Raw genomic sequence first — 25,113 nt, forward strand, 5'->3', positions numbered from 1 at the left:
GCCCCTTCAATTCCGGCGCGCCTGCGATTAACGCGGGGGCGCTCGCTCTACTTGCCTACGCCTTCACCGAATGCTCGCGATCCAGTGCTTTTTCGACCAACAACAACCCCAACTCCATCAGGCTATAAATCGCCAGCGCGAGGTTGCGGTGTTTGCCTTCCAGGTCATCGGACAAATCCAGGCTCAGGGTGCTGGCCGAGCAGAAGGTTTCGTAGGTGTGGGCCATCAAGGCTTCGGGGTTGATGTCCGGGGCGACAGTGAAGAACTGGGGCGGACGCTCGTCGCTGGAACGCGGTTTGCCTGATAGCGGCGGGGTCAGATAGTGATCGAGGGCCCGGTGCGCGGCTTGGTGGAGATTTTTCGAATCGAGGGCTTCGTAGGGCGAAACGTTTGGGGTTTCGGGTGGATTGGGGGTTACTTTGAACATCGGTTGGTTCCTTGAGTGGGGCTGCCACCGCCTCGCTACTAAACGAAGGGGTGGCGGCTGTACGCAGGTTAGTAGACCGGGGAACCAAGCAAAGCCGGCGCGCCCGAGGGCGCCCTGCGCACAGCCACCATCAAGTGCAGGCGATAGGGAAGCCTGACTGAGTGAAGCTAATGCAACTTGCCTAATTAACCACGGGCTACTAAACCCGATCGCTGATGGGCAGCGACAGGAGAACCTTAGTGGCGTGGGGCAAGGCGCACAAGCGGGGCGATTCTGGCGGATGTGTAGGCAGTGGCGCAAGGTTGTGTAGTCGCGTTTGCGAGGGGCAAACGACATAACCCTGTATGACAGACAATGTAGCTGCTAACGATTGAATGCAGACATCGCTGGTCGGGCCAGCCTGTGAACGCCTAGACTTTGCCGGTCTTTAGATCAGGAATAGCCCGTGACCTCCATCTTCTGGTACGACTATGAAACCACCGGCATCAACCCGCGCTGCGACCGCCCGTTGCAAGTGGCAGGGATCCGTACCGATGCCGAGCTCAATGAGATAGGTGAACCGGTCAATCTCTACTGCCAGCCAAGCGACGATATCCTGCCGCATCCGGCGGCCAGCATGATTACCGGCATTACCCCGAGCCGACTGGCTGAGCAGGGCCTGAGCGAAGCCGACTTCATGACCCGGGTCCATGCGCAATTGGCGGCCCCCGGTACCTGTGGTGCTGGCTACAACACGCTGCGTTTCGACGATGAAGTGACTCGCTACAGCCTGTACCGGAATTTTTTCGACCCATATGCCCGCGAGTGGCAGGGCGGTAACAGTCGCTGGGATCTGATCGATGTGGTTCGCGCCGCCTATGCGCTGCGCCCGCAAGGCATTGTCTGGCCTGAGGAGGAAGGCCGTGTCACGCTGAAACTTGAGCGTCTGACGGCTGCCAACGGCATCGACCATGGTCAGGCTCACGATGCATTGTCCGATGTACGGGCGACGATTGCCCTGGCGCGGTTGATTCGCGACAAGCAGCCGAAGTTGTATGACTGGTTGTTCCAGTTGCGCAGCAAGCAACGGGTCATGGACCAGATAAAGCTGTTGCAGCCGATGGTGCATATCTCGGGGCGGTTTTCCGCTGCCCGGCATTACATTGGCGTGGTTCTGCCGCTGGCCTGGCATCCGCGTAATCGTAATGCCTTGATCGTTTGCGATCTGCACCTCGATCCACAGGGGTTGATGGATCCGGACGTCGAATCCTTGCGTCAGCGGCTGTATACACGCCACGACGATCTGGCGGAAGGCGAGTTGCCCGTACCGCTCAAACTGATTCATATCAACCGTTGCCCGGTGGTGGCACCGTTATCGGTACTGCGGGCCGAAGATCGGCAGCGCCTGCAATTGGATGTGGCTGAGTATCAGGCCAGAGCGCTGCGGCTAACTGACGCACAAGAAGTTTGGCGAGATAAAGTCCAGGCTATTTATTCCAGCGAGGACTTTGTCCCTAGCCTGGACCCTGAGCAACAGTTATACGATGGCTTTATTGGTGACAGGGATCGCCGTTTATGTGAGCAAGTCAGGACTGCCGACCCTGCTCAATTAGCGCAAGAGCAATGGCCGTTCGATGATGAGCGCTTGCCGGAATTACTATTTCGCTACCGCGCCCGTAACTTTCCAGGCACCTTGAGTGGTCAGGAACAAGAGCGCTGGCGATTATTCTGTCAGCAACGTTTGTCAGCGTCTGAATGGGGGGCGCCCAATACGCTGAACGCTTTTAATGAGGCCACCGTCGAGTTATCGGCAAGTGCTACATCGGTTCAGCGCCAAGTGCTCAATGAGTGGCACGATTATGCTCAATCGTTACGCAAGCGGTTGAGTCTTTGAAATCAGTGAGTTCACTTGCCTGAACCGCAGGTATAAAAAAACGCCAGCTAGCTGGCGTTTTTTTCAGGTCGCAAAGTGGTCCGCGACGGGTGTTTCACTTAGCCCAGCAGGGTAGCCCAGCCTTCAACCACATCACCGCCCCACTTGGCTTTCCACTCTTTCAGAGTCTTGTGGTTGCCACCTTTGGTTTCAATGACTTCGCCATTGTGCGGGTTTTTGTATTGTTTAACCTTGCGAGCACGTTTGGTGCCGGTAGTTTTCACAGCACCACGTGGAGCTTTGCTGGTTTTGGATTCTGGATCCAGCAGCGCAATGATGTCGCGCAGGGATTTTGAATATTCGCCCATCAGGGTGCGCAGTTTGCCTTCGAATTCCAGCTCGGTTTGCAGTTTGTCGTCTTGGGACAGATTCTTCAAACGGGCTTGCAGCTCTTTGATAGCTTCTTCGGTGGCGCGGTATTCGTTGATCAAGGACATGAGGACTACCTATGTTGGGCACTGGATGACAAGGTTACAGTGTCTTAATGATAGGCAGGCAGTTTCGGCAAGTAAACATTTATGCGGGGTTTTACTTAATTTAATTAGAGTGGTTAGCGAAAAACTCCCGGAATCAGTTTAATGCGGTGATTGCGTTGTCACAGATGCTCACAATAGAAGCCTTGCGCAATTTTAGGAAAAGACCTCGCGGGTTTTGAACGCAGCAAAGGGGGGGGCGCAACGGCAGTCCGCGTCTGACGAGCCGATCGATCAAAACGTCAGGAATACTGCAGTTTTACCGCGCAATGGCTAGAATGACCGCCTTTGCGAAGTTCTGGAGTTTCCCCCTCATGCGCACTTTTCGGCTGGTGATTGCTTGCCCGGACCGCGTCGGCATCGTTGCTAAAGTCAGTAACTTTCTGGCATCCCACAACGGCTGGATCACCGAAGCGAGCCATCACTCGGATAATCTCAGTGGTTGGTTCTTTATGCGTCACGAGATTCGTGCCGATTCGCTGCCCTTCGGGCTTGAGGCTTTTCGCGAGGCGTTTGCGCCGATTGCCGAAGAGTTCTCGATGGTCTGGCGCATCACGGATACCGAACAGAAGAAGCGTGTGGTGTTGATGGCCAGCCGTGAGTCCCATTGTCTGGCGGACCTTCTGCACCGTTGGCACAGCGACGAGCTGGACTGCGAAATTTCCTGCGTTATTTCCAACCACAACGACCTGCGCAGCATGGTCGAGTGGCACGGCATTCCTTATTACCACGTGCCGGTGAATCCGCAGGACAAAGAGCCGGCGTTTGCCGAGGTCTCGCGCCTGGTCAAACAGCACGACGCTGAAGTCGTGGTACTTGCCCGTTACATGCAGATCCTGCCGCCCGAGTTGTGCCGTGAATATGCCCACAAGGTCATCAATATTCACCACAGTTTCCTGCCGTCCTTTGTCGGCGCCAAGCCGTATCACCAAGCTTCCATGCGCGGCGTGAAGCTGATTGGCGCAACCTGCCACTATGTGACCGAAGAGCTGGATGCCGGCCCGATCATCGAGCAGGACGTGGTACGTGTCAGCCATAGCGACAGCATCGAAGACATGGTGCGTTTCGGCCGTGACGTCGAGAAGATGGTGCTGGCCCGCGGCCTGCGCTATCACCTGGAAGATCGGGTACTGGTACACGGCAACAAAACCGTGGTGTTCTGATGATCGTTCCCACGCTCTGCGTGGGAATGCCGCCATGGACGCTCCGCGTCCGCTATCGAGAGTTGACGCAGAGCGTCACAGGATGCATTCCCACGCAGACGGTTGGACGTGGGAATGATCCGAATGCACCCGGTTGTGCCTGGAGGACATGAACATGGCTGATCCACTGGATAAAGCGACGTCCAAAGCTCCGGCGACGGTAGGTGAGGGTTGCTTGAGCCGCTATGACCCGGATGATCTGAGTTCGCAGGACGGCACTGACTTTCCTGGCGCCGCCGAGTTGTGGGAGCAATTACAGGATGAACCGGCGAGGGAACCCGCCTCTAAGCCTGTTTGAGTTTCATCAGCTTGTGCAATAACGGTCGCCCGACCATCAGCAGGAATACCGGCCCGCCTGCCAATAGATAGAAGTAGTAGGTCACGGCCCGCCAGATCAGAATCGCTGCTGCCGCAGTTGACTTGCCCACCATCGGCGCCAACAGCGCTGCCGAAGTGATCTCGGCCGCACCTGCACCGCCGGGAAGCAGGCTCAATTGCCCGGCGCTGAGTGAAAGCATCTGGACCAGAAAGCTCCAGGCCCACTGCACGTCCACGCCCAGACCACGCAAGGCCAGATACAGCACGCTGTAGCGTAAGGCCCAATGCAGGCAGGTCAGGGCAAACACGCGGGCCAGTGTTTGCCACGGCAATTTGAGGGTGGCGGTGAAGGCCACCAGAAAGTGGAGCAGCTTGCGTGCCCATCGACGTCGGGTAAGGGCTTTGACGTTCATGCGTTTGAGCAGCCGACCGCTGAGGCGAATCAGCAAGCGGTGGTAGCGCGCCAGGATCACGCCGCTGCACAGCCCGCCAAACATCGAGATGGCGCTCAGGGTCAGCATCCATTCGAGGTTTTGACTCAAATGCTGGAACAGCGCGTAAATCAGAATGGCGCTCAATGCGCACAGAAAGAACAGCAAATCACTCAGTTGATCCATGGCAAACACGGCACTGCCATGGGCTGGGCGCACGCCGTTGCGCGCCAGCAGAGCCATCAACGTCAATGGGCCGCCACTGCCTCCGGGCGTCGCGCACATGGCGAACTCGGTGGACATCACCACCCCGAGACTTTTCAGGCGTCCGATCTGGCCGCGCTGCTCACCCAGCAACAAGCGCAGGCGCACCGAATTCAGTACCCAGCACAGCACAATCATGCCCGGCATCGTCAGTAACAGCGCGAGCGGGAAACGCTGCACTCGCAGCCACATATCGCTACCGCCCAGCAAGAAGGGGACCAGCATGGCCAGCAATAAGGCGACGGCCAGCCAGATTGCCCTCCTCATGCGGCATACCTGGCAGTCGTGGTTTGAGCTGACAGCCAGTTGGCCTTGGTCATCGGCACGCGACCGTCAGCCAGCAAGCGCTTGAGGGTTTGTAGCCAATAGTTTCGCGAGTACCCGTGGCGCATGTCCACCGGGTGCAAGCCGAGGCGAATAACCGTTGCTTGCCGCCAACGCTGTTCGCGTTGATCGTTGAGTATCTTCGACAGACCACGGCGCCAGGCACTGCGCGAACTCCAGACCAGCCCCGGTGCATCGACCGGAGTGAAGTCCGGCAAACGATAAAGATGCTGTGGATCGCTGGTGTAGTGCAGCGGCAGTTGGCGTAGCGCCTGGCGCGTACCCTGGCTCATCAGCCAGGCCGGCGCGACAAAACCTTCCAGTGGCCAGTGATAGCGCTGGAACAGTTCGATCCCGGCGTGCAAGCGGTCGAGGGCAGCGTTTTGCGACAGTGCGTAGAATTCGCCCTCATGGGTATAAATCCGCCGCATGAACCAATCCCGTGGATTCACTGGAATGGGGCTGTCGTCGCAATGAAAATAGCCGTGCAGCGCCAGCTCATCGCCCAGGGCTATGCGGCGGGTCAGCAGGGAACGAAATCCCGGATGGGCGTCCAGCGCATTGTGCTTGTGGAAGTCGGGCACCACCAACCAGGTCATGGGCACATTACCCAGTGCATCCACCGCTTCGACAAACGGCTGATAGTCCGCCCAGGTTTGTGGCGCAACGTCATGCAGGACCAGTAACACACTGGGGGAGCTCATGGGCTCAACCATGGGCCCGCAGCGGCTGCTGGTTGCCGAGCACGGCGCGATAGTGCCCCAACAGACTGCTCACCACTGCGTCCCAGGCATAATGCTGTTCGACATGGCGTCGGGCCTGCCGGCCGATTGTGGCGCTGCCGAAAGTGAACAGTTCACGCACGGCATTGGCCATCGCCAGCGGGTCGTCCGGTGTGCAGAGCAGACCGCAGACGGGTGTGACGATCTCTTTGAGCGCACCGGCAGCCACGGCGACAACCGGTATTCCACTGGCCATGGCTTCGAGGATCACCAGACCGAAGGTTTCCTGGTCGCCGGCGTGGAGCAGCGCATCAGAACTGGCCAACAGCCTGGCAAGCTGTTGTGCGGGGTAGAACTCACCGACTACCGTGACGTTATTCGGCACCGCGGCCGGCATGGAGGAGCCGACCAGCAGCAGGTGATAGTGGTTGCCAAGGTGTTTCATGCAACTGAGCAGAACCGGCAGATTCTTTTCCTTGGAGCCACGCCCGGCGAAGATCAGCAGGCGGGTGCTTTCGGCAATGCCCAGTTCGGCGCGTAAAGACGGGTCTCGAGCGCTCGGGTGGAAGGTTTGCAGGTCCACACCCAAATGCTGCACAAAAACGTTTTTCACCCCAAGACCGATCAGCTTGTCAGCCATGACCTGGCTGGGTGCCAATACCCGATCGAAATTGCCATACAGCTTACGGATATACGCTTCGACATTCGGTGTGCACCAGTTGCCCATGCGGTTGCTCGCCAGCAGTGGCAGGTCCGAGTGATAAAAGCCGATCACCGGCACGTCCAGTTGACGGCGAGCGTCCAGGGCGGCCCAAGCGGTGAGGTAAGGATCGCCGACTTCAATCAAGTCCGGTTGCAGGTCGCGCAGAGCATTGCGCCAGGGCGTCAGACGCCAAGGGAAACGGTAGCCTTTACCGAAGGGCACGGCGGGAGCCGGGACTGTGTAAATACCGTCCTGCTCACTCAGATACGCCCCGGGGATCAGCAAGCTGTGACGGATACCTGGCTGACGTCCCAGGCGACGGTGTTTGGCATCCAGATAAGTGCGCACGCCACCGCTGGCAGGGGCGTAGAACATGGTTATGTCAGCGATATGCACGATGAGCATCCCTCCTATCCGGTGTTCCCTTTAGGGTTGACCTTTATGAAGGATAGATGTTCGGTGCGGGATGTGCGCAATACACAGCCCACCTGTAGGAGCGAGGCTGCCCGCGAAACCAGCGACACGGAATTGCTGGTACACCGCGTTATCGTTCATCGCGGGCAAGCCTCGCTGCTACAGGTGAGAGCATACCTCTGTAGGAGCGAGGCTTGCCCGCGATGAGGCCCAGGAGACCGCTAGATCCGGAAGCTGCCCACCAACTGCTTCAAGCGCGCCGCTTGCTGCTCCAGGTCGGAGCACGCGCGCAAGGTCGATTGCAGGTTTTCCACGCCTTCCTGGTTGAGGGTATTGATCTCGGTGATATCGACGTTGATCGATTCGACCACGGCGGTCTGTTCCTCGGTGGCGGTGGCTACCGACTGGTTCATGCCGTCGATCTCGCCGATGCGCTGGGTCACGCTGTTCAGGCGCTCGCCGGCGAGGTTGGCGATTTCCACGCTGTCTTGGCTGTGGCGCTGGCTTTCGCCCATGGTGCTTACCGACTCACGGGCCCCGACCTGCAGTTCTTCGATCATGGTCTGTACCTGTTGCGCAGACTCCTGGGTGCGATGAGCCAGGTTGCGCACCTCATCGGCGACCACTGCGAAACCACGCCCGGCTTCACCGGCCCGAGCCGCTTCGATGGCTGCGTTGAGCGCCAGCAGGTTGGTTTGTTGGGAAATGCTGGTGATCACTTCGAGAATCTGCCCGATGTTCACCGTCTTGCTATTGAGGGACTCGATGTTGGTGCTCGAAGCGCTCAGCATGTTGGACAACTGATTCATCGCCTTGATGCTTCTGTCGACCACTTGCTGACCATCCTCGGCCAGGCTGCGTGCATCGCTGGAATGCTGCGAGGCGAGGGCGGCGTTCTGGGCGATTTCCTGGGCGGCAGCGCCGAGCTGGTTGATCGCCGCGGCAACGCTGCTGGTACGCGAAGCCTGCTGGTCGGAGTTGAACATCGATGAGTTGGAAGCGCTGACCACCCGCAAGGCCACTTCGTTGACCTGGCCGGTGGCGGAGGCGACTTCTCGAATCGAGGTGTGAATCCGCTCGACGAAGCGGTTGAATGCGGTGCCGAGGATGCCGAACTCGTCCTGCGTCTGGATGGTCAGGCGCTTGGTCAGGTCGCCTTCACCTTCGGCAATGTCCTGCATCGCGCGGGTCATTGTGTGCAGTGGCTGGATCAGGATGCGAATCAGCATGCCGAGCAGGGCGATGATGATGGCCACGGCAATAATAGTGGCAACGATTGCCGAGGTGCGGAAATTGCTGAGCTTCGCGAAGGCTTTGTCCTTGTCGACGGACAGACCGATGTACCAGTTGACCGAGGACAGTCCCTTGATCTGGGTAAAAGTGACGATGCGGGTTTTACCATTGACCTCAATTTCGCTCAGGTCTTTGCTCAGGCGCGGAGTGTCTTGCGGGTAGACGTCCTTGAGCGTCTTCATCACCAAGGCCTTATCCGGGTGCACGAGAATTTTGCCGTCGGCACTTACCAGAAATGCATACCCCATACCGCCGAAATCCAGTGCGTTGATGCTATCGGCAATCACCTGCAAGCTCAGATCGCCGCCAACCACGCCGACGTTCTGGCCGCCCTTGAGCACGCTGTTGACGATGGAAATCACTAACTGGCCGGAAGCCAGATCGATGTAAGGTTCGGTCAACGCCGAGCCACTGCTGCTCTCTGCGCTCTTGTACCAGGGACGGGCGCGCGGGTCGTAGCCGTCCGGCATTTTGCTGTCCGGGCGAATGAGAAAGGTGCCGTCCTTGTTCCCTAGATAGGCGCCCATGAAACTGGAGGTTACTGCCTTCTGTTCAAGCAGATTGGCGACGTTACCCATGTCCGGGTTGAGCGCAACGGACTGTGAAAGGTTTTCGATCAACAAACTGCGGCCGGCGAGCCAGGTCTGGATATTCTTCGCTGTGACGGTGCCCATTTCCTGCAGGTAATTTTCCAGGTCCTGGCGAATCGCACTACGCTGCAAATAGTCGTTGTACAGCGTGAAGGAGGCGAAGGCGGCAATAACGATCAGGGCGGCGGCAAGCAGTATTTTATGGCTGAAGCGCAGATTTTTGTTCATGACTGTGGTGTCCGCTAAGGTCTTAATGTCCAGGGCGAGCGGCTATGAAAGCGCGCAAAATGGGCAATGTTGAAAGTAAGCTGATATTTCCATCTCTCCTTAGGGAATTATCGGACCTTATTTTCAGTCTTCTCTTGTCTCTCGCTTTTCTATATCGACCGTGCAGGGCTAAAGATTAACCATGGGTGACAAAATGCCTGGCTCACTGCAACTCGTTATCGGTGCCGATCTTGAGGGACAACCAATTGCTCAGGCCATGCGTCTGGCCAACCGTCACGGGCTGGTGGCCGGAGCTACCGGTACGGGAAAACCGTGACCCTGCAACGTCTGGCGCAAGCCTTCAGCGATGCCGGCGTTGCAGTGTTTGCCGCCGACATCAAAGGCGATTTGTGCGGTTTGGTTTGGGTGACTGCGATGGTCCAGCGTGTTCTGGTGGCTGCGCCGCAATCGCGAATCGGGCCTTTGAGTGACGCCGAGCGTGCCGCCCTGATCGCCGGCTCACCGTTGGTCGGACGTTATGACAAACCGATCGATCGTGAATCGGCGCTATCAAGTGCTGATGAGCCGCAAAGGGCTGGTGCCAGAGCCCGGTGCCGCGTCGGGCAAGGCGGCTGAAGAACCGGGCTTCACTGACAAGGCCGGTGAGTTTCTGGGGACGGCGGGCGGACAAATGTTGAAGTCGGCCATGCGTCAGGCAGCCAATCAGTTGGACCGGCAATTGGTCCGTGGTTTGGCGTGGCTGGCCAGACGCTCCAGAGCGGCGCGCAGGTTGGGGTCGCTGATACCGTCGGCGGTGGCCTGAATGGTCTCGGCGGCGTTTGTCGACAAGTCCATGGTGTGGCCGGCTGCGCCTTGTTGCACAGTGGGGGGTTGAACCTTGAACAGAATGCGCGTCAGGCTGGAGAATTCGTCGAACACCTGTAACTGACGCTGCAGGCGTTTTTGCTGATAGCGCAGCCGGGTCGCCCAGTGACCGTCGGTGACGATCAGCAACAAACTGCCTTCACGCCAGGAAGCCACATGGCAGTGTTCACGAGCGGCGGGTTGCAGCTGGCTTTCAAGCAAACGCTGTAAATGCGCTAAACGTTGAGCGTGGCTGAATATCGCTTTTAAAGGCTTGGCTTCGCGAAGCAGGACGGCGGGTGCTCTGGCCGTAAGAGGGCGAAAAGCCATGATCAGACACCTGAAGTAACAGAACCGCCATGGTAGCAGAAAGTGCCGGACGCGCTTGTCCCCCATTGCTTTACAGCTGGTTTACCCATTAAATCAACGAGTAACTTCTACCGCGATTGGGTTGAAGTTCAGCAAAAAGCCCCTATTTAAAGTGAGCCCCGTCACAGCGCTGTGCCAGCATCGTGGAATAACGCCACTTTCCTCACAATCGTTTCCGGGTAGAATACTCGTTCGCATGCGGCCATAAGGGCTGCACGGGCGACTCACGGGGCCGCCCTCCATCCCTATGTGTGGAAGAACCTGTCGATATGTTTGCGCCTTTGTTAAAGAAACTTTTTGGAAGCAAGAACGAGCGCGAAGTCAAACGCATGCTCAAGACGGTACAGATCGTCAATGCCTTCGAAGAGCAAATGGTGGCCCTTTCGGACGAGCAATTGCGCGCCAAGACCGAAGAGTTCAAGGCCCGCATAGCCAAAGGCGAGACCCTCGACAAGCTCCTCCCTGAAGCCTTTGCGGTTGCCCGTGAAGCCGGTAAGCGTGTCATGGGCATGCGCCACTTCGATGTGCAGTTGATCGGCGGCATGACCTTGCATGAAGGCCAGATCGCAGAAATGCGTACAGGTGAAGGCAAGACCCTGGTGGCGACACTCGGCGTTTACCTGAACGCGCTGTCCGGCAAGGGCGTGCACGTTGTAACCGTGAACGACTACCTGGCTCGTCGTGACGCCAACTGGATGCGTCCGCTCTATGAATTCCTCGGCATGACGGTCGGTGTGGTGACGCCGTTCCAGCCGCCGGAAGAGAAGCGTGCTGCCTATGCTGCCGACATCACCTACGGCACTAACAACGAATTCGGTTTCGACTACCTGCGCGACAACATGGCTTTCAGCATGGAAGAAAAATTCCAGCGTGAGCTCAATTTTGCGGTAATCGACGAAGTCGACTCGATCCTGATCGACGAAGCCCGTACCCCGCTGATCATTTCCGGTCAGGCCGAAGACAGCTCCAGGCTCTATATCGAGATCAACAAGCTGATCCCGCTCCTGGAGCTGCATGTCGAAGAAGTGGAAGGCGAAGTCACCAAGGCTGGCCACTACACCATCGACGAGAAGACCCGCCAGGTCGAGCTGAACGAAGCCGGTCACCAGTTCATCGAAGAGATGCTGACCCGCATTGGTTTGCTGGCCGAGGGCGAGAGCCTGTATTCGGCACATAACCTGGGCCTGCTGACCCACGTTTATGCCGGTCTGCGTGCGCACAAGCTGTTCCACCGCAACATCGAATACATCGTTCAGGACGGTCAGGTTGTGCTGGTCGACGAACACACCGGTCGTACCATGCCGGGACGTCGTCTCTCGGAAGGTCTGCACCAGGCCATCGAAGCCAAAGAAGGCCTGAACATCCAGGCCGAAAGCCAGACCCTGGCTTCGACCACCTTCCAGAACTACTTCCGTCTGTACAACAAACTGTCCGGCATGACCGGTACGGCCGACACCGAAGCGTTCGAATTCCACCAGATCTACGGTCTGGCGGTAATGGTCATTCCACCGAACAAACCGCTGGCGCGTAAAGACTACAACGACCTGGTGTTCCTCACTGCGGACGAGAAATACGCCGCTATCATTGCCGACATCAAGGAATGCATGACCCAGGGCCGTCCGGTGCTGGTGGGTACTGCGACCATTGAAACTTCCGAGCACATGTCCAGTCTGCTCCAGAAGGAAGGCATCGAACACAAGGTTCTGAACGCCAAGTTCCACGAAAAAGAAGCAGAAATCATCGCCCAGGCCGGTCGTCCGGGCGCACTGACCATCGCCACCAACATGGCCGGTCGTGGTACCGACATCCTGTTGGGCGGTAACTGGGAAGTGGAAGTAGCATCCCTTGAGGATCCGACCCCTGAGCAGATCGCCCAGATCAAGGCTGACTGGCAGAAACGTCACCAGCAAGTGCTCGAATCGGGCGGCTTGCAGGTCATCGCTTCCGAGCGTCACGAATCGCGCCGTATCGACAACCAGTTGCGTGGTCGTGCCGGTCGTCAGGGTGACGCTGGCTCCAGCCGTTTCTACCTGTCGCTTGAAGACAGCCTGATGCGCATCTTCGCCTCTGATCGGGTGAAGAACTTCATGAAAGCCCTGGGCATGCAGCCCGGCGAAGCAATCGAGCACCGCATGGTGACCAACGCTATCGAAAAGGCTCAGCGCAAGGTAGAAGGTCGCAACTTCGACATTCGTAAACAACTGCTCGAGTTCGATGACGTCAACAACGAACAACGTAAAGTGATCTATCACATGCGTAACAGTTTGTTGGCCGCCGATAACATCGGTGAAACCATCGCCGACTTCCGTCAGGACGTGCTCAACGCTACCGTCAGCGCACACATTCCTCCGCAGTCGCTGCCTGAGCAGTGGGATGTAGCCGGCCTTGAAGCCGCTCTGTCGAGTGACTTCGGTGTGAAACTGCCAATCCAGCAGTGGCTCGACGAAGACGATCACCTCTACGAGGAGACTCTGCGCGAGAAGCTGATGGCCGAACTGCTGGCCGCTTACAACGAGAAAGAAGAGCAAGCGAGTGCCGAAGCACTGCGCACCTTCGAGAAACAAATCGTTCTGCGCGTGCTGGATGACCTGTGGAAAGACCACCTGTCGACCATGGATCACCTGCGCCACGGCATCCACTTGCGCGGCTATGCACAGAAGAACCCGAAGCAGGAGTACAAGCGCGAGTCCTTCACCTTGTTCTCCGAGCTGCTGGATTCGATCAAGCGCGACTCCATTCGTGTGTTGTCCCACGTACAGGTTCGCCGCGAAGATCCAATCGAAGAAGAAGCTCGTTTGCGTCAGGAAGCCGAATCCCTGGCTCAACGCATGCAGTTCGAACACGCCCAAGCCCCTGGGCTGGAGCATCCGGAAGCATTGGATGAGGGCGTTGATCTCGATGTCGCCCTTGCCGCTGCGCCGGTTCGCAATGAGCAGAAGCTGGGTCGCAACGAACTGTGCTACTGCGGTTCGGGCAAGAAGTTCAAACATTGTCACGGCCAGATCAACTAAGATTTCCGCCAGACACTGAAATACCCGCGCCGCGACCGGCATCAGCCGTCGCGGCGTTTTTCCATTTGAAACACTGTCCTTCGTGACGACAGTGCTGACATCACATTAGAGGAGCGCTTTCATGGCTGTTGGTCTTGGTCCTTTGCCAACGTTGCACCCGGTTGCCGGTTTTGAACTCGGTATTGCTTCGGCCGGCATCAAGCGCCCGGGGCGCAAGGATGTTGTGGTCATGCGCTGCGCTGAAGGCTCCACGGTTGCGGGCGTGTTCACCCTGAACGCCTTTTGCGCCGCTCCGGTGATCCTGGCCAAGCAGCGAGTGCAAGGTCCGGTGCGTTATTTGCTGACCAACACCGGTAATGCCAACGCCGGTACTGGCGAGCCAGGACTGGCCGCTGCCGCGCGTACCTGCGCCAAACTGGCTGAATTGACCGGTGTCGACGCCAATCTGGTATTGCCGTATTCCACAGGCGTGATTGGCGAGCCGCTGCCGGTCGAGAAGATCGAAGGCGCCCTGCAAGCCGCCCTCGACGATTTGTCCGTGGACAACTGGGCCGCCGCCGCCACCGGCATCATGACCACCGACACCCTGCCAAAGGGTGCGAGCCGCCAGTTTCAGCACGACGGTGTGACTGTCACTGTCACCGGCATCAGCAAAGGCGCAGGGATGATTCGCCCGAACATGGCGACGATGCTCGGCTACATCGCCACCGACGCTAAAGTCTCCCGCGATGTGTTGCAGAACCTGCTGCTGGACGGCGCCAACAAATCGTTCAACCGCATCACTATCGATGGCGATACTTCGACCAACGATTGCTGCATGCTGATTGCCACTGGCAAGGCTGATCTGCCGCAAATTACCGAGGCCAGCGGTCCGCTGTTCGCGGCACTCAAGCAGGCGGTGTTCGAAGTCTGCATGGAGGTGGCTCAGGCCATCGTCCGTGACGGCGAGGGCGCGACCAAGTTCGTCACGGTTGAGGTAAACGGCGGCGCTAATCATCAGGAATGCCTGGACGTCGGTTACACCGTGGCTCACTCGCCGCTGATCAAGACCGCGTTGTTCGCTTCCGATCCGAACTGGGGTCGTATTCTTGCTGCCGTCGGCCGTGCTGGTGTACCGGATCTGGACGTGAGCAAGATCGACGTGTTTCTGGGTTCAGTCTGCATCGCCAGCCACGGTGCGCGCGCAGCGACTTACACCGAAGCGCAAGGCGCGGCGGTAATGCAGCAGGAAGAGATCACCATTCGCATCGAACTGGGCCGCGGGGATTGCAGTGAAACGATCTGGACCACCGACCTGTCCCACGAATACGTGAAAATCAACGCCGAATACCGTACGTAATTACGATTTCGCCAGTACCCCGTTCCCCTTGTAGGAGCGAGCTTGCTCGCGATGGACGTTAACGATAACGCGTGTTTTCTGAGTAAACACGCCGCCCTTGAGTCCATCGCGAGCAAGCTCGCTCCTACAAGGGAGTCCCGCGATTCTCCTCATTGAAGGTGTCTGAACATGAGCTTCCACCTGATCATCGGCGACAAACTCTATTCTTCCTGGTCCTTGCGTGGTGCGTTGGCGCTTGAACTGACCGGCACTACTTACACCGAAGAACTGATCAAACTGAACCAGCCTGACACCCGTCAGTTGCTCCTCAAGCATTCGCCTACCGGCAAAGTCCCTCTACTGAAAACCGAGCACGGCACCATTGCCGACTCGCTGGCGATTGCCGAATACCTGGTCGAGCGCTTTCCAGAGGTCGATTTGTGGCCGCGTGACATCGCCGCCCGTGCCCAGGCGCGATCCGCTTGCGCGCAAATGCACAGTGGTTTCTTCGGGGTGCGCGGCAATATGCCGTTCGACCTGAGCCACGATGCTCCACTGTCGCCGATGCCACCTGAAGCGCAGGCCGATATCGAACGCATGCTGGCGCTGTGGGCTGAATGCCGCGCGGCCGCTACCGAGCCCGGGCCTTTCCTGTTTGGTCGGGTCAGCCTGGCGGACGCATTCTTTGCGCCGATTGCCGTGCGTTTGCGCACCTATCGGGTGGCCTTGCCGGCGGTCGATGCGGCGTATGTCGAAACGATTTACCAATGGCCAGCCTTCAAGGCCTGGCAGAAGGCCGGTTTAGAGGAAGTAGTACGGTGAAACGAGTACATGTGGCTGCGGCCGTTATCCGTGATAGCAACGGCAAGATTCTCATCGCCCGACGTGCCGACACTCAGCATCAGGGTGGCCTTTGGGAGTTTCCCGGCGGCAAGGTCGAGGCGGACGAAGCGGTGGAGACGGCGCTTGCCCGCGAGCTGCAGGAAGAGTTGGGCATTGTGGTCAGCGCGGCTCGACCGTTGATCAAAGTGCAACATGACTACCCGGACAAGCAGGTATTGCTGGATGTCTGGGAAGTCTCAAGCTTTACCGGCGAACCTCATGGCGCCGAGGGGCAACCCTTGGCCTGGGTGGCTGCCCGGGATTTGACGGGCTATGAGTTTCCGGCTGCCAACCAGCCGATTGTCGCGGCGGCCCGTTTGCCGGGTGAATACTTGATCACCCCAGACGGTCTGGAAACCCCGGCCTTGCTACGGGGCATACAGAAAGCCATCGCCGGTGGCATCAAACTGATTCAGCTGCGTGCGCCAAACGGCTATGACCCACAGTACCGCGACCTGGCGGTGGATGCGGCGGGTCTGTGTGCGGGCAAGGCGCAATTGATGCTCAAGGGGCCGTTCGAGTGGCTGGGAGACTTCCCGTCCGCAGGTTGGCACGTGACGTCGGCACAATTGCGCAAGTACGCCAGCGCCGGTCGACCATTGCCCGCGTCGCGCTGGCTGGCGGCTTCTTGCCACAATGCCGAGGAGCTGGCCTTGGCTGAACAGATGGGCGTGGACTTCGTCACGCTGTCGCCGGTTCAGCCTACTCAGACTCACCCGGATGGGCAGCCGTTGGGTTGGGATCTGGCGGCACAGTTGATCAGAGGCTTCAACAGGCCTGTGTTTTTGCTCGGTGGTGTCGGCCCGGCCGAACGTCAACGCGCCTGGGAAAGCGGTGCGCAGGGCGTGGCGGGGATTCGGGCGTTCTGGCCTGAGGCTTGATTCTGTGGTGTAGCCACTGGCCTCATCGCGAGCAAGCTCGCTCCTACATCTAGGGTACGCGATCACCTGTACTGTAAGCGAGCTTGCTCGCGATTGCGGCGTCACAGGCGACACATGCCCCCCCTGACTAAACCTCAGGCTTCGCCGCCGCCTCCCAAAGAATCTCGGCAACACCCTGACGTTTAGCGATCAAACGAGCGGCAACAAACAGCAAGTCCGACAGCCGATTGACATACGCCAGGCCAACCCCGGTCAGCGGTTCGACGGCGTTCAAATGCTGGCAACGTCGCTCGGTACTGCGGGCCAGGCTGCGGCACATATGCGCTTGTGCGATCAACGCCGAGCCGCCGGGCAGAATGAAATTCTTCAGCGGCCCCAGCTCTTCATTCCAGCGATCGATTGCCGCCTCCAGGCGCTCGACTTCACCTGAATTGAGTGCCTGATACACCGGCATCGCCAACTCGCCACCCAGGTCGAACAAGCGATGCTGGCAGGGCGCCAGGACTTCAATCACCTCGGTCAATCCTGGACACTCGCGGCTTTGCTCGGCCAGTCCGGCCAACAACAATCCCAGCTGGCTGTTCAAGGTATCGACTTCGCCAATGGCCTCGACTCGCGGATGGTCCTTGGGTACCCGACGTCCGTCGCCCAGACCGGTTTCACCTTTGTCGCCGGTGCGTGTGTAAATCTTCGACAAGCGAAAACCCATGCTCACCTCTCCAGTTGACTGAGTTCGTGGGAGGCGAGCTGGGTGCCCGCCAATGGCAGGCGCAAGGTGACACAGGTGCCTTGGCCCAGGGTCGACTGTACTTCCATCTGACCCTTGTGGTTGTTGGTGATGATGAAGTAGGAAACCGACAGCCCAAGCCCGGTGCCCTGGCCGATTTCCTTGGTGGTGAAAAACGGTTCGAAGGTGCGCTTGCGCACGTTTTCACTCATGCCTATGCCGTTGTCTTCAACCTGAATTTCCGCCCAGGGCGGATTCAAGCGGGTGCGCAAAGTGATCCGCCCTGGTTCTCTATCGTCTTCACGCTGGTGAATGGCCTGCGCAGCGTTTTTCAGCAGGTTGAGCAGCACTTGCTCCAGCTCGTTGGCGGTGCCCGGAACCGGGCCCATCTGCGGGTCGAACTGGCGAACGATGGCTTGGCCCTTGAAGTCGAAACCGATGGTCAGATCGAAGTCGTTGCTGGCAATTTCCACCGCTTGGTCGATCAACGCCGGCAGATCGCATGGAGCCAACTGGCGGTTGCTACGGCGGCTGAAACTGAGCATGTGCGTCACGATTTTCGCTGCGCGTGCTCCGGCTTGCTGGATGCCGTCGAGTAACTGTGGCACCTCACGGCTTTGCAGATAGCGGTTGACTGTCTCCAGCTGGATGCCGATCTGCTCGGCTTGTTCGAGGTTCTTCGGCAAGTCCGACGACAAACGACGGCGAATATTCTGAACATTGTGCAGGATCGCCCCCAGAGGGTTGTTGATCTCGTGGGCCATGCCGGCGGCGAGGCCTCCGACCGAGAGCATCTTCTCCGATTGCACCATCATTTCTTCCAGAGACAGACGCTGGGTGATGTCATCGATCCGGATAACTACCCCGCGTCCGGCACCGCCCATCAACGGGTAGAAGGTCAGGGCGTAGTGCCTGGCTTCATCGTCCTTGACCCAGGTGACGCGCTCGATTTTGGCCACGGTGTGCTGTTCCACTGTTTCCTTGAGTTGTGGCAGGAACGGTTTTAGCGGCTCGAACGCAAGGAAGATCGGTTGATTCAGGGCTTCGTCCAGACGGGTTCCGGAAAGGGCGCTGGCTTCCTGATTCCATTGGGTCACGTAGAGCTGTTCGTCCAGCGCGATCAGCGCCGAGGGCATCGAGTCGATGATGCTGTTGAGGTAGTTTTGGAAACCAGTGAGTTTCTTCTCGATCTTGCTCCGAACCTGGACTTCCAGTTCCAGCTTGCGATTGGTGTGACGGGTCTCTTCGGCAAGTCCCTGGGCCTGGTCATAAGCTGCCTGGGAATCGTCCCGTGCACGTTTGAGCTGTTGCTCACGGGCTTCGATCCGCGAAAGCATGGTGTTGAAGGCTTCGGCGAGGCTGCCGATTTCATCGTGATTACCGCGAGCGGCGCGCAAGGCGTAGTTCTCCTCGCGGGTCACTTGTCGGGACAGCTCTTCGAGTTGGTGGATCGGCTGGGTGATCAGGCGCTTGATTTGCTGGGCGATCACCAGCCACAGCAGCACACTGAAGATCAGAATCCCAAGACTGGCAGTCAGGGTGCCTGTGTAGAACGCCATCGGCAGTTCGCTGCTGGCCACCAAGAGCAAATGCCCTGGCGGCTGGCCGGGGCGGGGCAGGGTGATCAGCTGATTGCTGCGAAACTCGGTCACTTGCCAGGCTTCAATATGCCGATAACGCTCTGGCAGTTTGAGCCGTTCGCCGTGTTGCAACTGCGCCAGACGTGCGCCTTTGCTGTCGTAGAGTGCGGCTGCGCGTAATGGCGAATAGCTGTTGAGCTCATTGAGCAGATTTTCGGCGCTTTGTGGCGAGTCCAGCGCCTGCGCGGCCAGGCTCGGATTGGAGATCAATCGACCTATGGTCTGCAAGGCCTGTGGTGCCATGCTTTCCTGAGAGATCCAGTACGCGGCGCTGATAAACGTCAGGTTGGCGACCAGTAGCACGGTGATTAGCAGAACCAGCAGGGCCGCGAACAGTTTCTGGCCGACCGGAAGGTTTTCAAGGCGCTGGCGCAATGGCATTGAGGTTGTCACTGAAGAGGAACAAGTGGGCAGCGTAGCCGCTGCTCAGTCGCTGGGCAATCCGCGCGTGCGCAGGTGCTCGATCAGCCGCTGTTGTACCTGATTGAGGTGGGGCAGGGTCAGCTGATGTCGAGACGCAACATTGCAGGCATGACCCAGCAGGTAGCTGATCTCGGTCCTGCGGCCGTTGGCGACGTCCTGATACATCGACGAGTAATTGGCCGCAGTCGCCTGAATGACTCGCTCGACTTCGTGTTGCAGATCTTGCGCTGCTGCCGGCTGGCCGCAACGCTCCAGTAGTTCAGTCAGCTCGGCGCAGAGGGTGGCGACCTCGCAGTGATGTTGCAGCAATCCACCGTTACGGCAGTCGTGCAACACGGTCAGCGGGTTGATGGCGCAATTGAGCGCCAGTTTTCGCCAGAGCCGAGTGAGGATATCCGCGCTCCACTCATGGGGGATGCCGCCCGCGCTCAGATCATCCAGCCAGATTGGCGGGGTAGGGTGGCCGGCATCACCGAGCCATGTATAACCGTGGCCGGCGAATACCACACGCCAATCGCCATCGCGAAACGCACCTTCGGTACTGGAAGCAAAAATGCAACGCGCCTGCGGGACCCGCGCCGCGACCGCGTCCTGACTGCCCAGACCGTTCTGTAACAGAATCAGTTCGGCATCGGGAGTCAGGCGGGGCGACAGTTGCGCGACGGCTTTTTCGGCGTCGTAAGCCTTGCAGGCTACGAGCAATCGGGTGATAGGCTCGCCACTGTCGACGGTTTCACCAGGGATCTCGTAGAACTGTGCTTCACCTTGCTCCACCAGCGTGAGCCCGCCTGTTGCCCGGTAGGCCTGCAAGCGTGCCTGATCGCGCAGAATCAGCCTGACTGGCAAGCCGGCCCGGGCCAGGCGTGTAGCCCACAAGGTGCCGAGGCTGCCTGCGCCGAGAACGTGCCAGGTGGTCGACATCAGCTTTTTGCTCTGTTTGGCACACGCATGCGAGGCTCGCAGTGAAGGAGAGGAAAGACCCGTTATAATGAGCCGGCACTTTAACCGCAAGCCTGGCGTACTCCATCTATATTGAGCGGCGCCCTTTTGACATTGGAGAAATTACATGCCGTCGTTCGACGTGGTATCCGAACTGGACAAACACGAAGTTACCAACGCGGTCGAGAACGCCGTCAAGGAGCTCGACCGTCGCTATGACTTGAAAGGCAAAGGCAGCTTTGAGTTCAAGGAAAAAGATCTGGTCGTCAACATGACCGCTGAAGCTGACTTTCAGTTGGAGGCAATGATCGAAATCCTCAAATTGGCGCTGGTCAAGCGCAAGATCGATGTGCAGTGCCTCGAGCTCAAGGACGCTTACGCTTCCGGCAAATTGATGAAACAGGAAGCGACCCTCAAGGAAGGTATTGACAAGGAGATGGCAAAGAAAATCGTCGCTCATGTCAAGGACGCCAAGCTCAAGGTTCAGGCGGCCATTCAAGGTGAGCAGGTGCGTATCACCGGCAAGAAGCGTGACGACTTGCAGGAAGCGATTGCCGCACTGCGTGCCAAGGAGTTCGGTATGCCGCTGCAGTTCAACAATTTCCGCGACTGATCAGTGTTTCGGGAACCTCCTGGCGTTATCGGCGTCCGAGGCCCGTGGAAGGGCAGAAACGATTGAGCTCAAGAGATCTTGGTCGTTCTGCCGATTAGTATTGCGAGCCGGGGACCCGGTAATCAGGAGAGATAGATGGACTTGAATGCGGAAGTGGACCACCTGGTCAGGGCGTCCCAAGCCTGGGTTCCGATGATCATGGAATACGGTAGCCGGGTGCTGCTGGCGGCCATCACACTGGCGATCGGTTGGTGGTTGATTAACAAACTGACCCATAAAGTCAGCAAGCTGCTGGCCTTGCGCAATGCCGATCAGGCCTTGCAGGGTTTTATGAGCAGCCTGGCGAACATCATTCTCAAGGTGCTGCTGATCGTCAGCGTGGCCTCGATGATTGGTATCGAAACCACCTCGTTCGTCGCGGCGATCGGCGCGGCGGGCCTGGCGATTGGTTTGGCATTGCAGGGCAGCCTGGCGAACTTCGCCGGCGGCGTGCTGATTCTGCTGTTCCGTCCCTTCCGTATTGGCGACTGGATCGAAGCGCAGGGCATCAGCGGCACAGTCGACAGCATTCAGATCTTCCATACCGTGTTGCGCACCGGTGACAACAAGACCGTCATCGTACCCAACGGCAACCTGTCCAATGGCATCATCACCAACTACAACCGTCAGCCGACCCGTAAGGTCGTGCTTGATGTAGGTGTTGATTACGAAGCCGACTTGCAGAAGGCTCGTGAGGTTTTGCTTGAACTGGCCAATGACGGGCGAGTGCTGACCGATCCGGCGCCAGTGGCTGTGGTATCGACGCTGGGCGACAGCTCGATCACCGTTTCTTTGCGTGTCTGGGTGAAAACCGCGGATTACTGGGATGTGCTGTTCCACTTCAATGAACAGTCCCGTGATCGCCTGAAGGCGGCGGGTATTAATGTTCCGTTCCCTCAGCGAATGATGCGTGTGGTTCAGGAAGTAGCTGCGCGGTAATGTCGCTTGTTATGACTTGGCTGTTCGGTCAAGCATCAGTGGCGATCAGCCCCTTGAGTGTTTTACCCCTCCGGTAATCATTCTTCCAGCGCAAAACACTTCCGGTAACACCGGGCATGAAGTGCGAGCAAATGGTTTGTTCTGCAGAGGAAGATACTTGGGTGGCTGCTTTATACTTAGCTAGCTTGCTATGTAGTTGCAACGAAAAAAACTGCAATGGAGTCGCAATAAAAAAGCCGCTCACCTGAATCAGGTGAGCGGCTTTTTAGTAGCGCCGGGCTCTAAATTGCTGTGTTGCAGGTGTTACAGGATGCTCAGCGGGTACTCAACAATCAGACGAGTGTCGTAGAGGTTGTCGCTGTAACCACGGAAAGCCTCGTTGTTGTGGTAGTTAGCGAAGCGCACACGGAAGGACAGGTCTTTGGCCGGGCCTTCTTGCAATACATACTTGGACTCGACGTTCCACTCGTACTCTTTGCCTTCACCCAGACCGTTGGTGGTGATGTTGTCACCTTTGACGTAACGGGTCATGAAGCTCAGGCCAGGAACGCCGTAGGTCGCCATGTTCAGGTCGTAGCGAGCTTGCCAGGAGCGTTCGTCACGGCCCACGAAGTCGGAGATCTGAATGGAGTTGGCTACGAAGATTGTGCTGTTACCATCGACACCGTAGTAGTAACCATTGTCACCGCTGGAGCGTTGGTGAGCGATGGTGAACTTGTGAGCGCCGAGGGTATAGGCAGCTGCCAGGCTCCACAGTTTGTTGTCTACGCCTTTGGTGCCGTCGCCGATCATGTCAACCTGGTCGCCGCGCTTGTCGCCTTCGGTTTTATAACCGTTGAAGTCGAAGTTCAGGGACTGGCTTTCTGCGATTGGCAGGGTGTAGTTCAGGTTGATGTACTGCTTCTTGAAGTATTCATCAACCTTGGATGCAGCCAGCGCACCGGTGAAGTTATCGGTGAAGGCATAGCTTGCGCCGAAGATGTTGGCAGCAGTCAGACCTCTGCCGCCATTGCCGTTAGCATCCGCAACACCGCCGATGCTGTCCTTGCCCATGCCGGTTTGCTTGCTCAGGGCGGTGAAACGACCTGCGCTCAACTCAAGGCCTTTGATCTCTTTGCTGGTGATCAAAGTACCTTCGGCAACTTCTGGCAGCAGACGGCTGTCATCGGTAGCGAATACTGGGCTGGCAACGAATTGACGGCCGTATTTCAAGGTGGTGTCGGAGATACGGAACTTGACTGCAGCGCCAGTCTTGGACTGGGTTTTTTGCTCGCTGCGGTCGCTACCTACCGCGAACAGGCCGTTGCCTGCGCGACCTGCGCCGCCGTCAAGTTTGGCGGAGCCCATAGCCATAGCGTCAACACCGACGCCGATGGTGCCTTGAGTGAAGCCGGACTCGTAGGTCAGCAGTTCGCTGACACCCGTGTCCTGACGATAGCCACTAGTTCCCGACGTTGGGTTGCTAGCGCCGTGCTTGTAATCGCGGTTCATGTACTCCATACGAGTCTTGGCTTTCAGGCTGCTGTCTTCAACAAAGCCCTTGGCGTCGTCCTGGGAGGACGCGATTGCGAACTGCGAGGTGCCTGCTGAAACAGCCAGTGCGATCATGCTCCACTTCATCACGCGCATCGTGATTTGCTCCTTTGGTTTTTAGAAGAGTACTGCCGTCCCGCCTGTTCTATTATCCGGGCGGCTCTTTCTTTTTGTGTCGGCGCAAACTTATATCACGCTGACAATGTTGGCGATACTTACGTATCTATCCTTTTGGCTTCTTTACGAGCGTGTCGCAAAATGCTCGGTCGATGTCGCATATCTGTAGTCCCACTGTATCCGGACTGACAACTTCAGTACTGCCTTCAAAGGCCGGAGCATAGGTAAAATGGTTCTATGTCCAGGCAGTGAAATCTTCATGGGCGACCTTGCCACTATTATTATTTGTCTGAAAGTACCACTTCCAGCAGGCACCTTTTCGACGATGTGGGTGTGAATGCAACAACCGTGCACAAACACGTTTTCTGCTACCGATTTTTTCTACTACCTCGGATGGAGCTACAGAAGCCTCATGAAACCGGGGTTTCAAGATTGCTTTGTTTGAGCTTGACGGCGCTATTTTCCTCGTGTTGTACCCAATGAAAATAGCGCGGCAACCAAAAATGTTACCGGTCCACACTCTGAGTGAGTAAACGGCGGATGTTCGACGCACTCAGCGTAGACGTATTGTACGGTTTTGGTGCAAAACTTCATCAGGGTGGGCGAGATTAATACAGGGGGGACGACAGATGCAAAGTGGCGCCCCCGGCTTCTAGTGGTCATTTTTTGACGTGCGGCTATTCATTGATCCTTGATTGGGCGATTGGGCGAGAAATGTTCCATGTTGGGGCGTCCCCGGGCTGGACGGGGAGATTGCTGTTTGCGCAAGGGCGGTTGTTCGCCGTGAAGGGCGTGCCAATCGCAGGTATGCTGCTGTTCTGTCGCTTGGCGAGCAGCCGATTGAGTTGGGCGCTAAGCTGAAAACTGATGAACTGAGCGGGAGTGCGCGCGGTGTTCGCTTTAGATCCACGACTTCAACAAGACACGGTACCGATCGGGGACTTCCCCTTGTGTCGGTTGCTGTTGTCCAACGATTCGAATTACCCCTGGTTCATCCTGGTACCGCGTCGCGAGGATATCAGTGAGTTGTTTCAGTTGGATGCGGCGGATCAACAGCAGCTATGGCAAGAAACCACGGCATTGGCAGAAATGCTCAAGGACTCGTTCGATGCGGACAAGTTGAATGTTGCGACCTTGGGTAATGTGGTCAGTCAACTGCACATGCACGTTGTTGTGCGTAAGCGTGAAGATGCCGCATGGCCGGCACCGGTCTGGGGTAAACATCCGGCAAAACCTTACAGTGCAGAGCAGGTATTAGCTGTTCGCGAGCGGCTGCGATTGGTGTTGACTGATGATTTTCAGTTTCTGGAGGGCTGAGCAATGAGCTCTGAAGCGAGAATTACCGAGTTGGAAAGTCGGCAGGCTTTTCAGGATGACACAATTCAACAGTTGAGCGATGTGCTCGCCACACAGCAACGGGTGGTCGAGCGTTTGCAATTGCAGATGGCCGCGCTGCTCAAACGCCAGGAAGAAATGGCCGGGCAGTTCGAGTCTTTCGAGGAAGACGCTCCGCCGCCGCATTATTGATTGCTTTGGAT

General features: G+C 57.7%; 22 protein-coding genes and 3 pseudogenes. 13 read left to right on the forward strand and 12 right to left on the reverse strand.

Annotation, left to right across the window (positions count from 1 at the left end; genetic code table 11):
* Nucleotides 1-55: 55 nt before the first annotated feature.
* Entirely contained in the window at nucleotides 56-427 is a 372-nt protein-coding gene (locus AC07UI_RS08550) for a DUF6124 family protein (RefSeq protein ID WP_494992066.1), read from the reverse strand.
* A gap of 445 nt (nucleotides 428-872) precedes the next feature.
* Between AC07UI_RS08550 and sbcB the strand changes: the two genes are divergently transcribed.
* Nucleotides 873-2,300 (forward strand): exodeoxyribonuclease I, encoded by a 1,428-nt coding sequence (sbcB, locus tag AC07UI_RS08555; RefSeq protein WP_494992067.1) that lies wholly within the window; start codon nucleotides 873-875, stop codon nucleotides 2,298-2,300.
* 98 nt (nucleotides 2,301-2,398) lie between these two features.
* On the opposite strand, the gene mvaT is transcribed toward sbcB, so the two are convergent.
* Nucleotides 2,399-2,776, reverse strand: coding sequence for a histone-like nucleoid-structuring protein MvaT (gene mvaT / locus AC07UI_RS08560; protein ID WP_494992068.1), 378 nt, complete (start codon nucleotides 2,774-2,776; stop codon nucleotides 2,399-2,401).
* A gap of 350 nt (nucleotides 2,777-3,126) precedes the next feature.
* Here mvaT and purU point away from each other — a divergent pair, with 350 nt between their 5' ends.
* Together purU and AC07UI_RS08570 are read left to right on the forward strand one after the other, a co-directional pair.
* A complete protein-coding gene (gene purU, locus AC07UI_RS08565; protein WP_494992069.1) occupies nucleotides 3,127-3,975 on the forward strand; it encodes a formyltetrahydrofolate deformylase in 849 nt (282 codons plus the stop codon).
* A gap of 154 nt (nucleotides 3,976-4,129) precedes the next feature.
* Nucleotides 4,130-4,312 carry a hypothetical protein gene (locus AC07UI_RS08570; RefSeq protein ID WP_494992070.1) on the forward strand — a complete coding sequence of 61 codons (183 nt, stop codon included), beginning with the start codon at nucleotides 4,130-4,132 and terminating at the stop codon, nucleotides 4,310-4,312.
* Here the strand turns inward: AC07UI_RS08570 and gpgF are convergent.
* The 5 genes and pseudogenes from gpgF to AC07UI_RS08595 all read right to left on the reverse strand — a co-directional run.
* Nucleotides 4,299-5,294: a glucosaminyl phosphatidylglycerol flippase gene (gpgF, locus tag AC07UI_RS08575; RefSeq protein ID WP_494992071.1), complete on the reverse strand. Its 996-nt coding sequence runs from the start codon at nucleotides 5,292-5,294 to the stop codon at nucleotides 4,299-4,301. The two genes, AC07UI_RS08570 and gpgF, sit on opposite strands and share 14 nt — an antisense overlap.
* A complete protein-coding gene (gene gpgD, locus AC07UI_RS08580; RefSeq protein ID WP_494992072.1) occupies nucleotides 5,291-6,067 on the reverse strand; it encodes an N-acetylglucosaminyl phosphatidylglycerol deacetylase in 777 nt (258 codons plus the stop codon). The genes gpgF and gpgD overlap by 4 nt, the downstream gene beginning before the upstream one ends.
* A complete protein-coding gene (gpgS, locus tag AC07UI_RS08585; RefSeq protein ID WP_494992073.1) occupies nucleotides 6,060-7,181 on the reverse strand; it encodes an N-acetylglucosaminyl phosphatidylglycerol synthase in 1,122 nt (373 codons plus the stop codon). The genes gpgD and gpgS overlap by 8 nt, the downstream gene beginning before the upstream one ends.
* A 230-nt stretch (nucleotides 7,182-7,411) precedes the next feature.
* Complete coding sequence (locus tag AC07UI_RS08590; RefSeq protein WP_494992150.1) at nucleotides 7,412-8,176, reverse strand: methyl-accepting chemotaxis protein; 765 nt, start codon at nucleotides 8,174-8,176, stop codon at nucleotides 7,412-7,414.
* 93 nt (nucleotides 8,177-8,269) lie between these two features.
* A pseudogene (locus tag AC07UI_RS08595) lies at nucleotides 8,270-9,301 on the reverse strand (cache domain-containing protein); the annotation flags it as partial.
* A 193-nt stretch (nucleotides 9,302-9,494) separates the two neighbouring features.
* On the opposite strand from AC07UI_RS08595, the pseudogene AC07UI_RS08600 reads away from it, so the two are divergent.
* Nucleotides 9,495-9,700: pseudogene (locus tag AC07UI_RS08600) on the forward strand (helicase HerA-like domain-containing protein); the annotation flags it as partial.
* A 15-nt stretch (nucleotides 9,701-9,715) separates the two neighbouring features.
* A pseudogene (locus AC07UI_RS08605) lies at nucleotides 9,716-10,103 on the forward strand (helicase HerA-like domain-containing protein); the annotation flags it as partial.
* Here AC07UI_RS08605 and AC07UI_RS08610 read toward each other — a convergent pair.
* Nucleotides 10,004-10,474 (reverse strand): DUF721 domain-containing protein, encoded by a 471-nt coding sequence (locus AC07UI_RS08610; RefSeq protein WP_494992074.1) that lies wholly within the window; start codon nucleotides 10,472-10,474, stop codon nucleotides 10,004-10,006. The pseudogene AC07UI_RS08605 and the gene AC07UI_RS08610 overlap by 100 nt on opposite strands.
* Nucleotides 10,475-10,782: 308 nt before the next feature.
* On the opposite strand from AC07UI_RS08610, the gene secA reads away from it, so the two are divergent.
* From secA to AC07UI_RS08630, 4 genes are all read left to right on the forward strand, one after another.
* Nucleotides 10,783-13,524 carry a preprotein translocase subunit SecA gene (gene secA, locus AC07UI_RS08615; protein WP_494992075.1) on the forward strand — a complete coding sequence of 914 codons (2,742 nt, stop codon included), beginning with the start codon at nucleotides 10,783-10,785 and terminating at the stop codon, nucleotides 13,522-13,524.
* A 121-nt stretch (nucleotides 13,525-13,645) separates the two neighbouring features.
* A complete protein-coding gene (gene argJ, locus AC07UI_RS08620; RefSeq protein WP_494992076.1) occupies nucleotides 13,646-14,863 on the forward strand; it encodes a bifunctional glutamate N-acetyltransferase/amino-acid acetyltransferase ArgJ in 1,218 nt (405 codons plus the stop codon).
* A gap of 168 nt (nucleotides 14,864-15,031) precedes the next feature.
* Nucleotides 15,032-15,664 carry a glutathione S-transferase family protein gene (locus AC07UI_RS08625; RefSeq protein WP_494992077.1) on the forward strand — a complete coding sequence of 211 codons (633 nt, stop codon included), beginning with the start codon at nucleotides 15,032-15,034 and terminating at the stop codon, nucleotides 15,662-15,664.
* The gene (locus tag AC07UI_RS08630) at nucleotides 15,661-16,605 is read left to right on the forward strand and encodes a Nudix family hydrolase (protein ID WP_494992078.1); all 945 of its coding nucleotides are present in this window, start codon (nucleotides 15,661-15,663) and stop codon (nucleotides 16,603-16,605) included. The genes AC07UI_RS08625 and AC07UI_RS08630 overlap by 4 nt, the downstream gene beginning before the upstream one ends.
* A gap of 127 nt (nucleotides 16,606-16,732) precedes the next feature.
* Here AC07UI_RS08630 and AC07UI_RS08635 read toward each other — a convergent pair whose 3' ends face one another.
* From AC07UI_RS08635 to AC07UI_RS08645, 3 genes are read right to left on the reverse strand one after another with little or no spacing between them, the layout of a single operon-like run.
* Nucleotides 16,733-17,314, reverse strand: a complete 582-nt coding sequence (locus tag AC07UI_RS08635; RefSeq protein WP_494992079.1) for a cob(I)yrinic acid a,c-diamide adenosyltransferase — start codon at nucleotides 17,312-17,314, stop codon at nucleotides 16,733-16,735.
* 2 nt (nucleotides 17,315-17,316) lie between these two features.
* Nucleotides 17,317-19,353 carry a sensor histidine kinase gene (locus AC07UI_RS08640; RefSeq protein WP_494992080.1) on the reverse strand — a complete coding sequence of 679 codons (2,037 nt, stop codon included), beginning with the start codon at nucleotides 19,351-19,353 and terminating at the stop codon, nucleotides 17,317-17,319.
* A 45-nt stretch (nucleotides 19,354-19,398) separates the two neighbouring features.
* Complete coding sequence (locus AC07UI_RS08645) at nucleotides 19,399-20,316, reverse strand: putative 2-dehydropantoate 2-reductase (RefSeq protein ID WP_494992081.1); 918 nt, start codon at nucleotides 20,314-20,316, stop codon at nucleotides 19,399-19,401.
* A 145-nt stretch (nucleotides 20,317-20,461) separates the two neighbouring features.
* Between AC07UI_RS08645 and AC07UI_RS08650 the strand changes: the two genes are divergently transcribed.
* Together AC07UI_RS08650 and AC07UI_RS08655 are read left to right on the forward strand one after the other, a co-directional pair.
* Nucleotides 20,462-20,947 (forward strand): YajQ family cyclic di-GMP-binding protein, encoded by a 486-nt coding sequence (locus tag AC07UI_RS08650; RefSeq protein ID WP_489073061.1) that lies wholly within the window; start codon nucleotides 20,462-20,464, stop codon nucleotides 20,945-20,947.
* 135 nt (nucleotides 20,948-21,082) lie between these two features.
* The gene (locus AC07UI_RS08655; RefSeq protein ID WP_494992082.1) at nucleotides 21,083-21,925 is read left to right on the forward strand and encodes a mechanosensitive ion channel family protein; all 843 of its coding nucleotides are present in this window, start codon (nucleotides 21,083-21,085) and stop codon (nucleotides 21,923-21,925) included.
* Nucleotides 21,926-22,228: 303 nt separating this feature from the next.
* On the opposite strand, the gene AC07UI_RS08660 is transcribed toward AC07UI_RS08655, so the two are convergent.
* Complete coding sequence (locus AC07UI_RS08660; RefSeq protein WP_494992083.1) at nucleotides 22,229-23,554, reverse strand: OprD family porin; 1,326 nt, start codon at nucleotides 23,552-23,554, stop codon at nucleotides 22,229-22,231.
* 912 nt (nucleotides 23,555-24,466) lie between these two features.
* Between AC07UI_RS08660 and AC07UI_RS08665 the strand changes: the two genes are divergently transcribed.
* Nucleotides 24,467-24,892 (forward strand): HIT domain-containing protein, encoded by a 426-nt coding sequence (locus tag AC07UI_RS08665; protein ID WP_494992084.1) that lies wholly within the window; start codon nucleotides 24,467-24,469, stop codon nucleotides 24,890-24,892.
* A 3-nt stretch (nucleotides 24,893-24,895) separates the two neighbouring features.
* Nucleotides 24,896-25,102, forward strand: coding sequence for a SlyX family protein (locus tag AC07UI_RS08670; protein ID WP_489073069.1), 207 nt, complete (start codon nucleotides 24,896-24,898; stop codon nucleotides 25,100-25,102).
* The last annotated feature ends 11 nt before the right edge of the window (nucleotides 25,103-25,113 follow it).

Source organism: Pseudomonas sp. GW821-FHT04C07 (assembly GCF_059420325.1).

What these genes read in the sequence shown, in the direction of transcription:
- purU (WP_494992069.1), top strand. Translation starts at nt 3,127, where the DNA reads ATGCGCACTTTTCGGCTGGTGATTGCTTGCCCGGACCGCGTCGGCATC.
- AC07UI_RS08640 (WP_494992080.1), bottom strand. Translation starts at nt 19,353, where the DNA reads ATGCCATTGCGCCAGCGCCTTGAAAACCTTCCGGTCGGCCAGAAACTG.
- AC07UI_RS08550 (WP_494992066.1), bottom strand. Translation starts at nt 427, where the DNA reads ATGTTCAAAGTAACCCCCAATCCACCCGAAACCCCAAACGTTTCGCCC.
- AC07UI_RS08650 (WP_489073061.1), top strand. Translation starts at nt 20,462, where the DNA reads ATGCCGTCGTTCGACGTGGTATCCGAACTGGACAAACACGAAGTTACC.
- AC07UI_RS08655 (WP_494992082.1), top strand. Translation starts at nt 21,083, where the DNA reads ATGGACTTGAATGCGGAAGTGGACCACCTGGTCAGGGCGTCCCAAGCC.
- gpgD (WP_494992072.1), bottom strand. Translation starts at nt 6,067, where the DNA reads ATGGTTGAGCCCATGAGCTCCCCCAGTGTGTTACTGGTCCTGCATGAC.
- argJ (WP_494992076.1), top strand. Translation starts at nt 13,646, where the DNA reads ATGGCTGTTGGTCTTGGTCCTTTGCCAACGTTGCACCCGGTTGCCGGT.
- AC07UI_RS08645 (WP_494992081.1), bottom strand. Translation starts at nt 20,316, where the DNA reads ATGTCGACCACCTGGCACGTTCTCGGCGCAGGCAGCCTCGGCACCTTG.
- AC07UI_RS08635 (WP_494992079.1), bottom strand. Translation starts at nt 17,314, where the DNA reads ATGGGTTTTCGCTTGTCGAAGATTTACACACGCACCGGCGACAAAGGT.
- AC07UI_RS08570 (WP_494992070.1), top strand. Translation starts at nt 4,130, where the DNA reads ATGGCTGATCCACTGGATAAAGCGACGTCCAAAGCTCCGGCGACGGTA.
- AC07UI_RS08660 (WP_494992083.1), bottom strand. Translation starts at nt 23,554, where the DNA reads ATGCGCGTGATGAAGTGGAGCATGATCGCACTGGCTGTTTCAGCAGGC.
- secA (WP_494992075.1), top strand. Translation starts at nt 10,783, where the DNA reads ATGTTTGCGCCTTTGTTAAAGAAACTTTTTGGAAGCAAGAACGAGCGC.
- gpgS (WP_494992073.1), bottom strand. Translation starts at nt 7,181, where the DNA reads ATGCTCATCGTGCATATCGCTGACATAACCATGTTCTACGCCCCTGCC.
- gpgF (WP_494992071.1), bottom strand. Translation starts at nt 5,294, where the DNA reads ATGAGGAGGGCAATCTGGCTGGCCGTCGCCTTATTGCTGGCCATGCTG.
- mvaT (WP_494992068.1), bottom strand. Translation starts at nt 2,776, where the DNA reads ATGTCCTTGATCAACGAATACCGCGCCACCGAAGAAGCTATCAAAGAG.
- AC07UI_RS08590 (WP_494992150.1), bottom strand. Translation starts at nt 8,176, where the DNA reads ATGTTCAACTCCGACCAGCAGGCTTCGCGTACCAGCAGCGTTGCCGCG.
- AC07UI_RS08625 (WP_494992077.1), top strand. Translation starts at nt 15,032, where the DNA reads ATGAGCTTCCACCTGATCATCGGCGACAAACTCTATTCTTCCTGGTCC.
- AC07UI_RS08610 (WP_494992074.1), bottom strand. Translation starts at nt 10,474, where the DNA reads ATGGCTTTTCGCCCTCTTACGGCCAGAGCACCCGCCGTCCTGCTTCGC.
- AC07UI_RS08670 (WP_489073069.1), top strand. Translation starts at nt 24,896, where the DNA reads ATGAGCTCTGAAGCGAGAATTACCGAGTTGGAAAGTCGGCAGGCTTTT.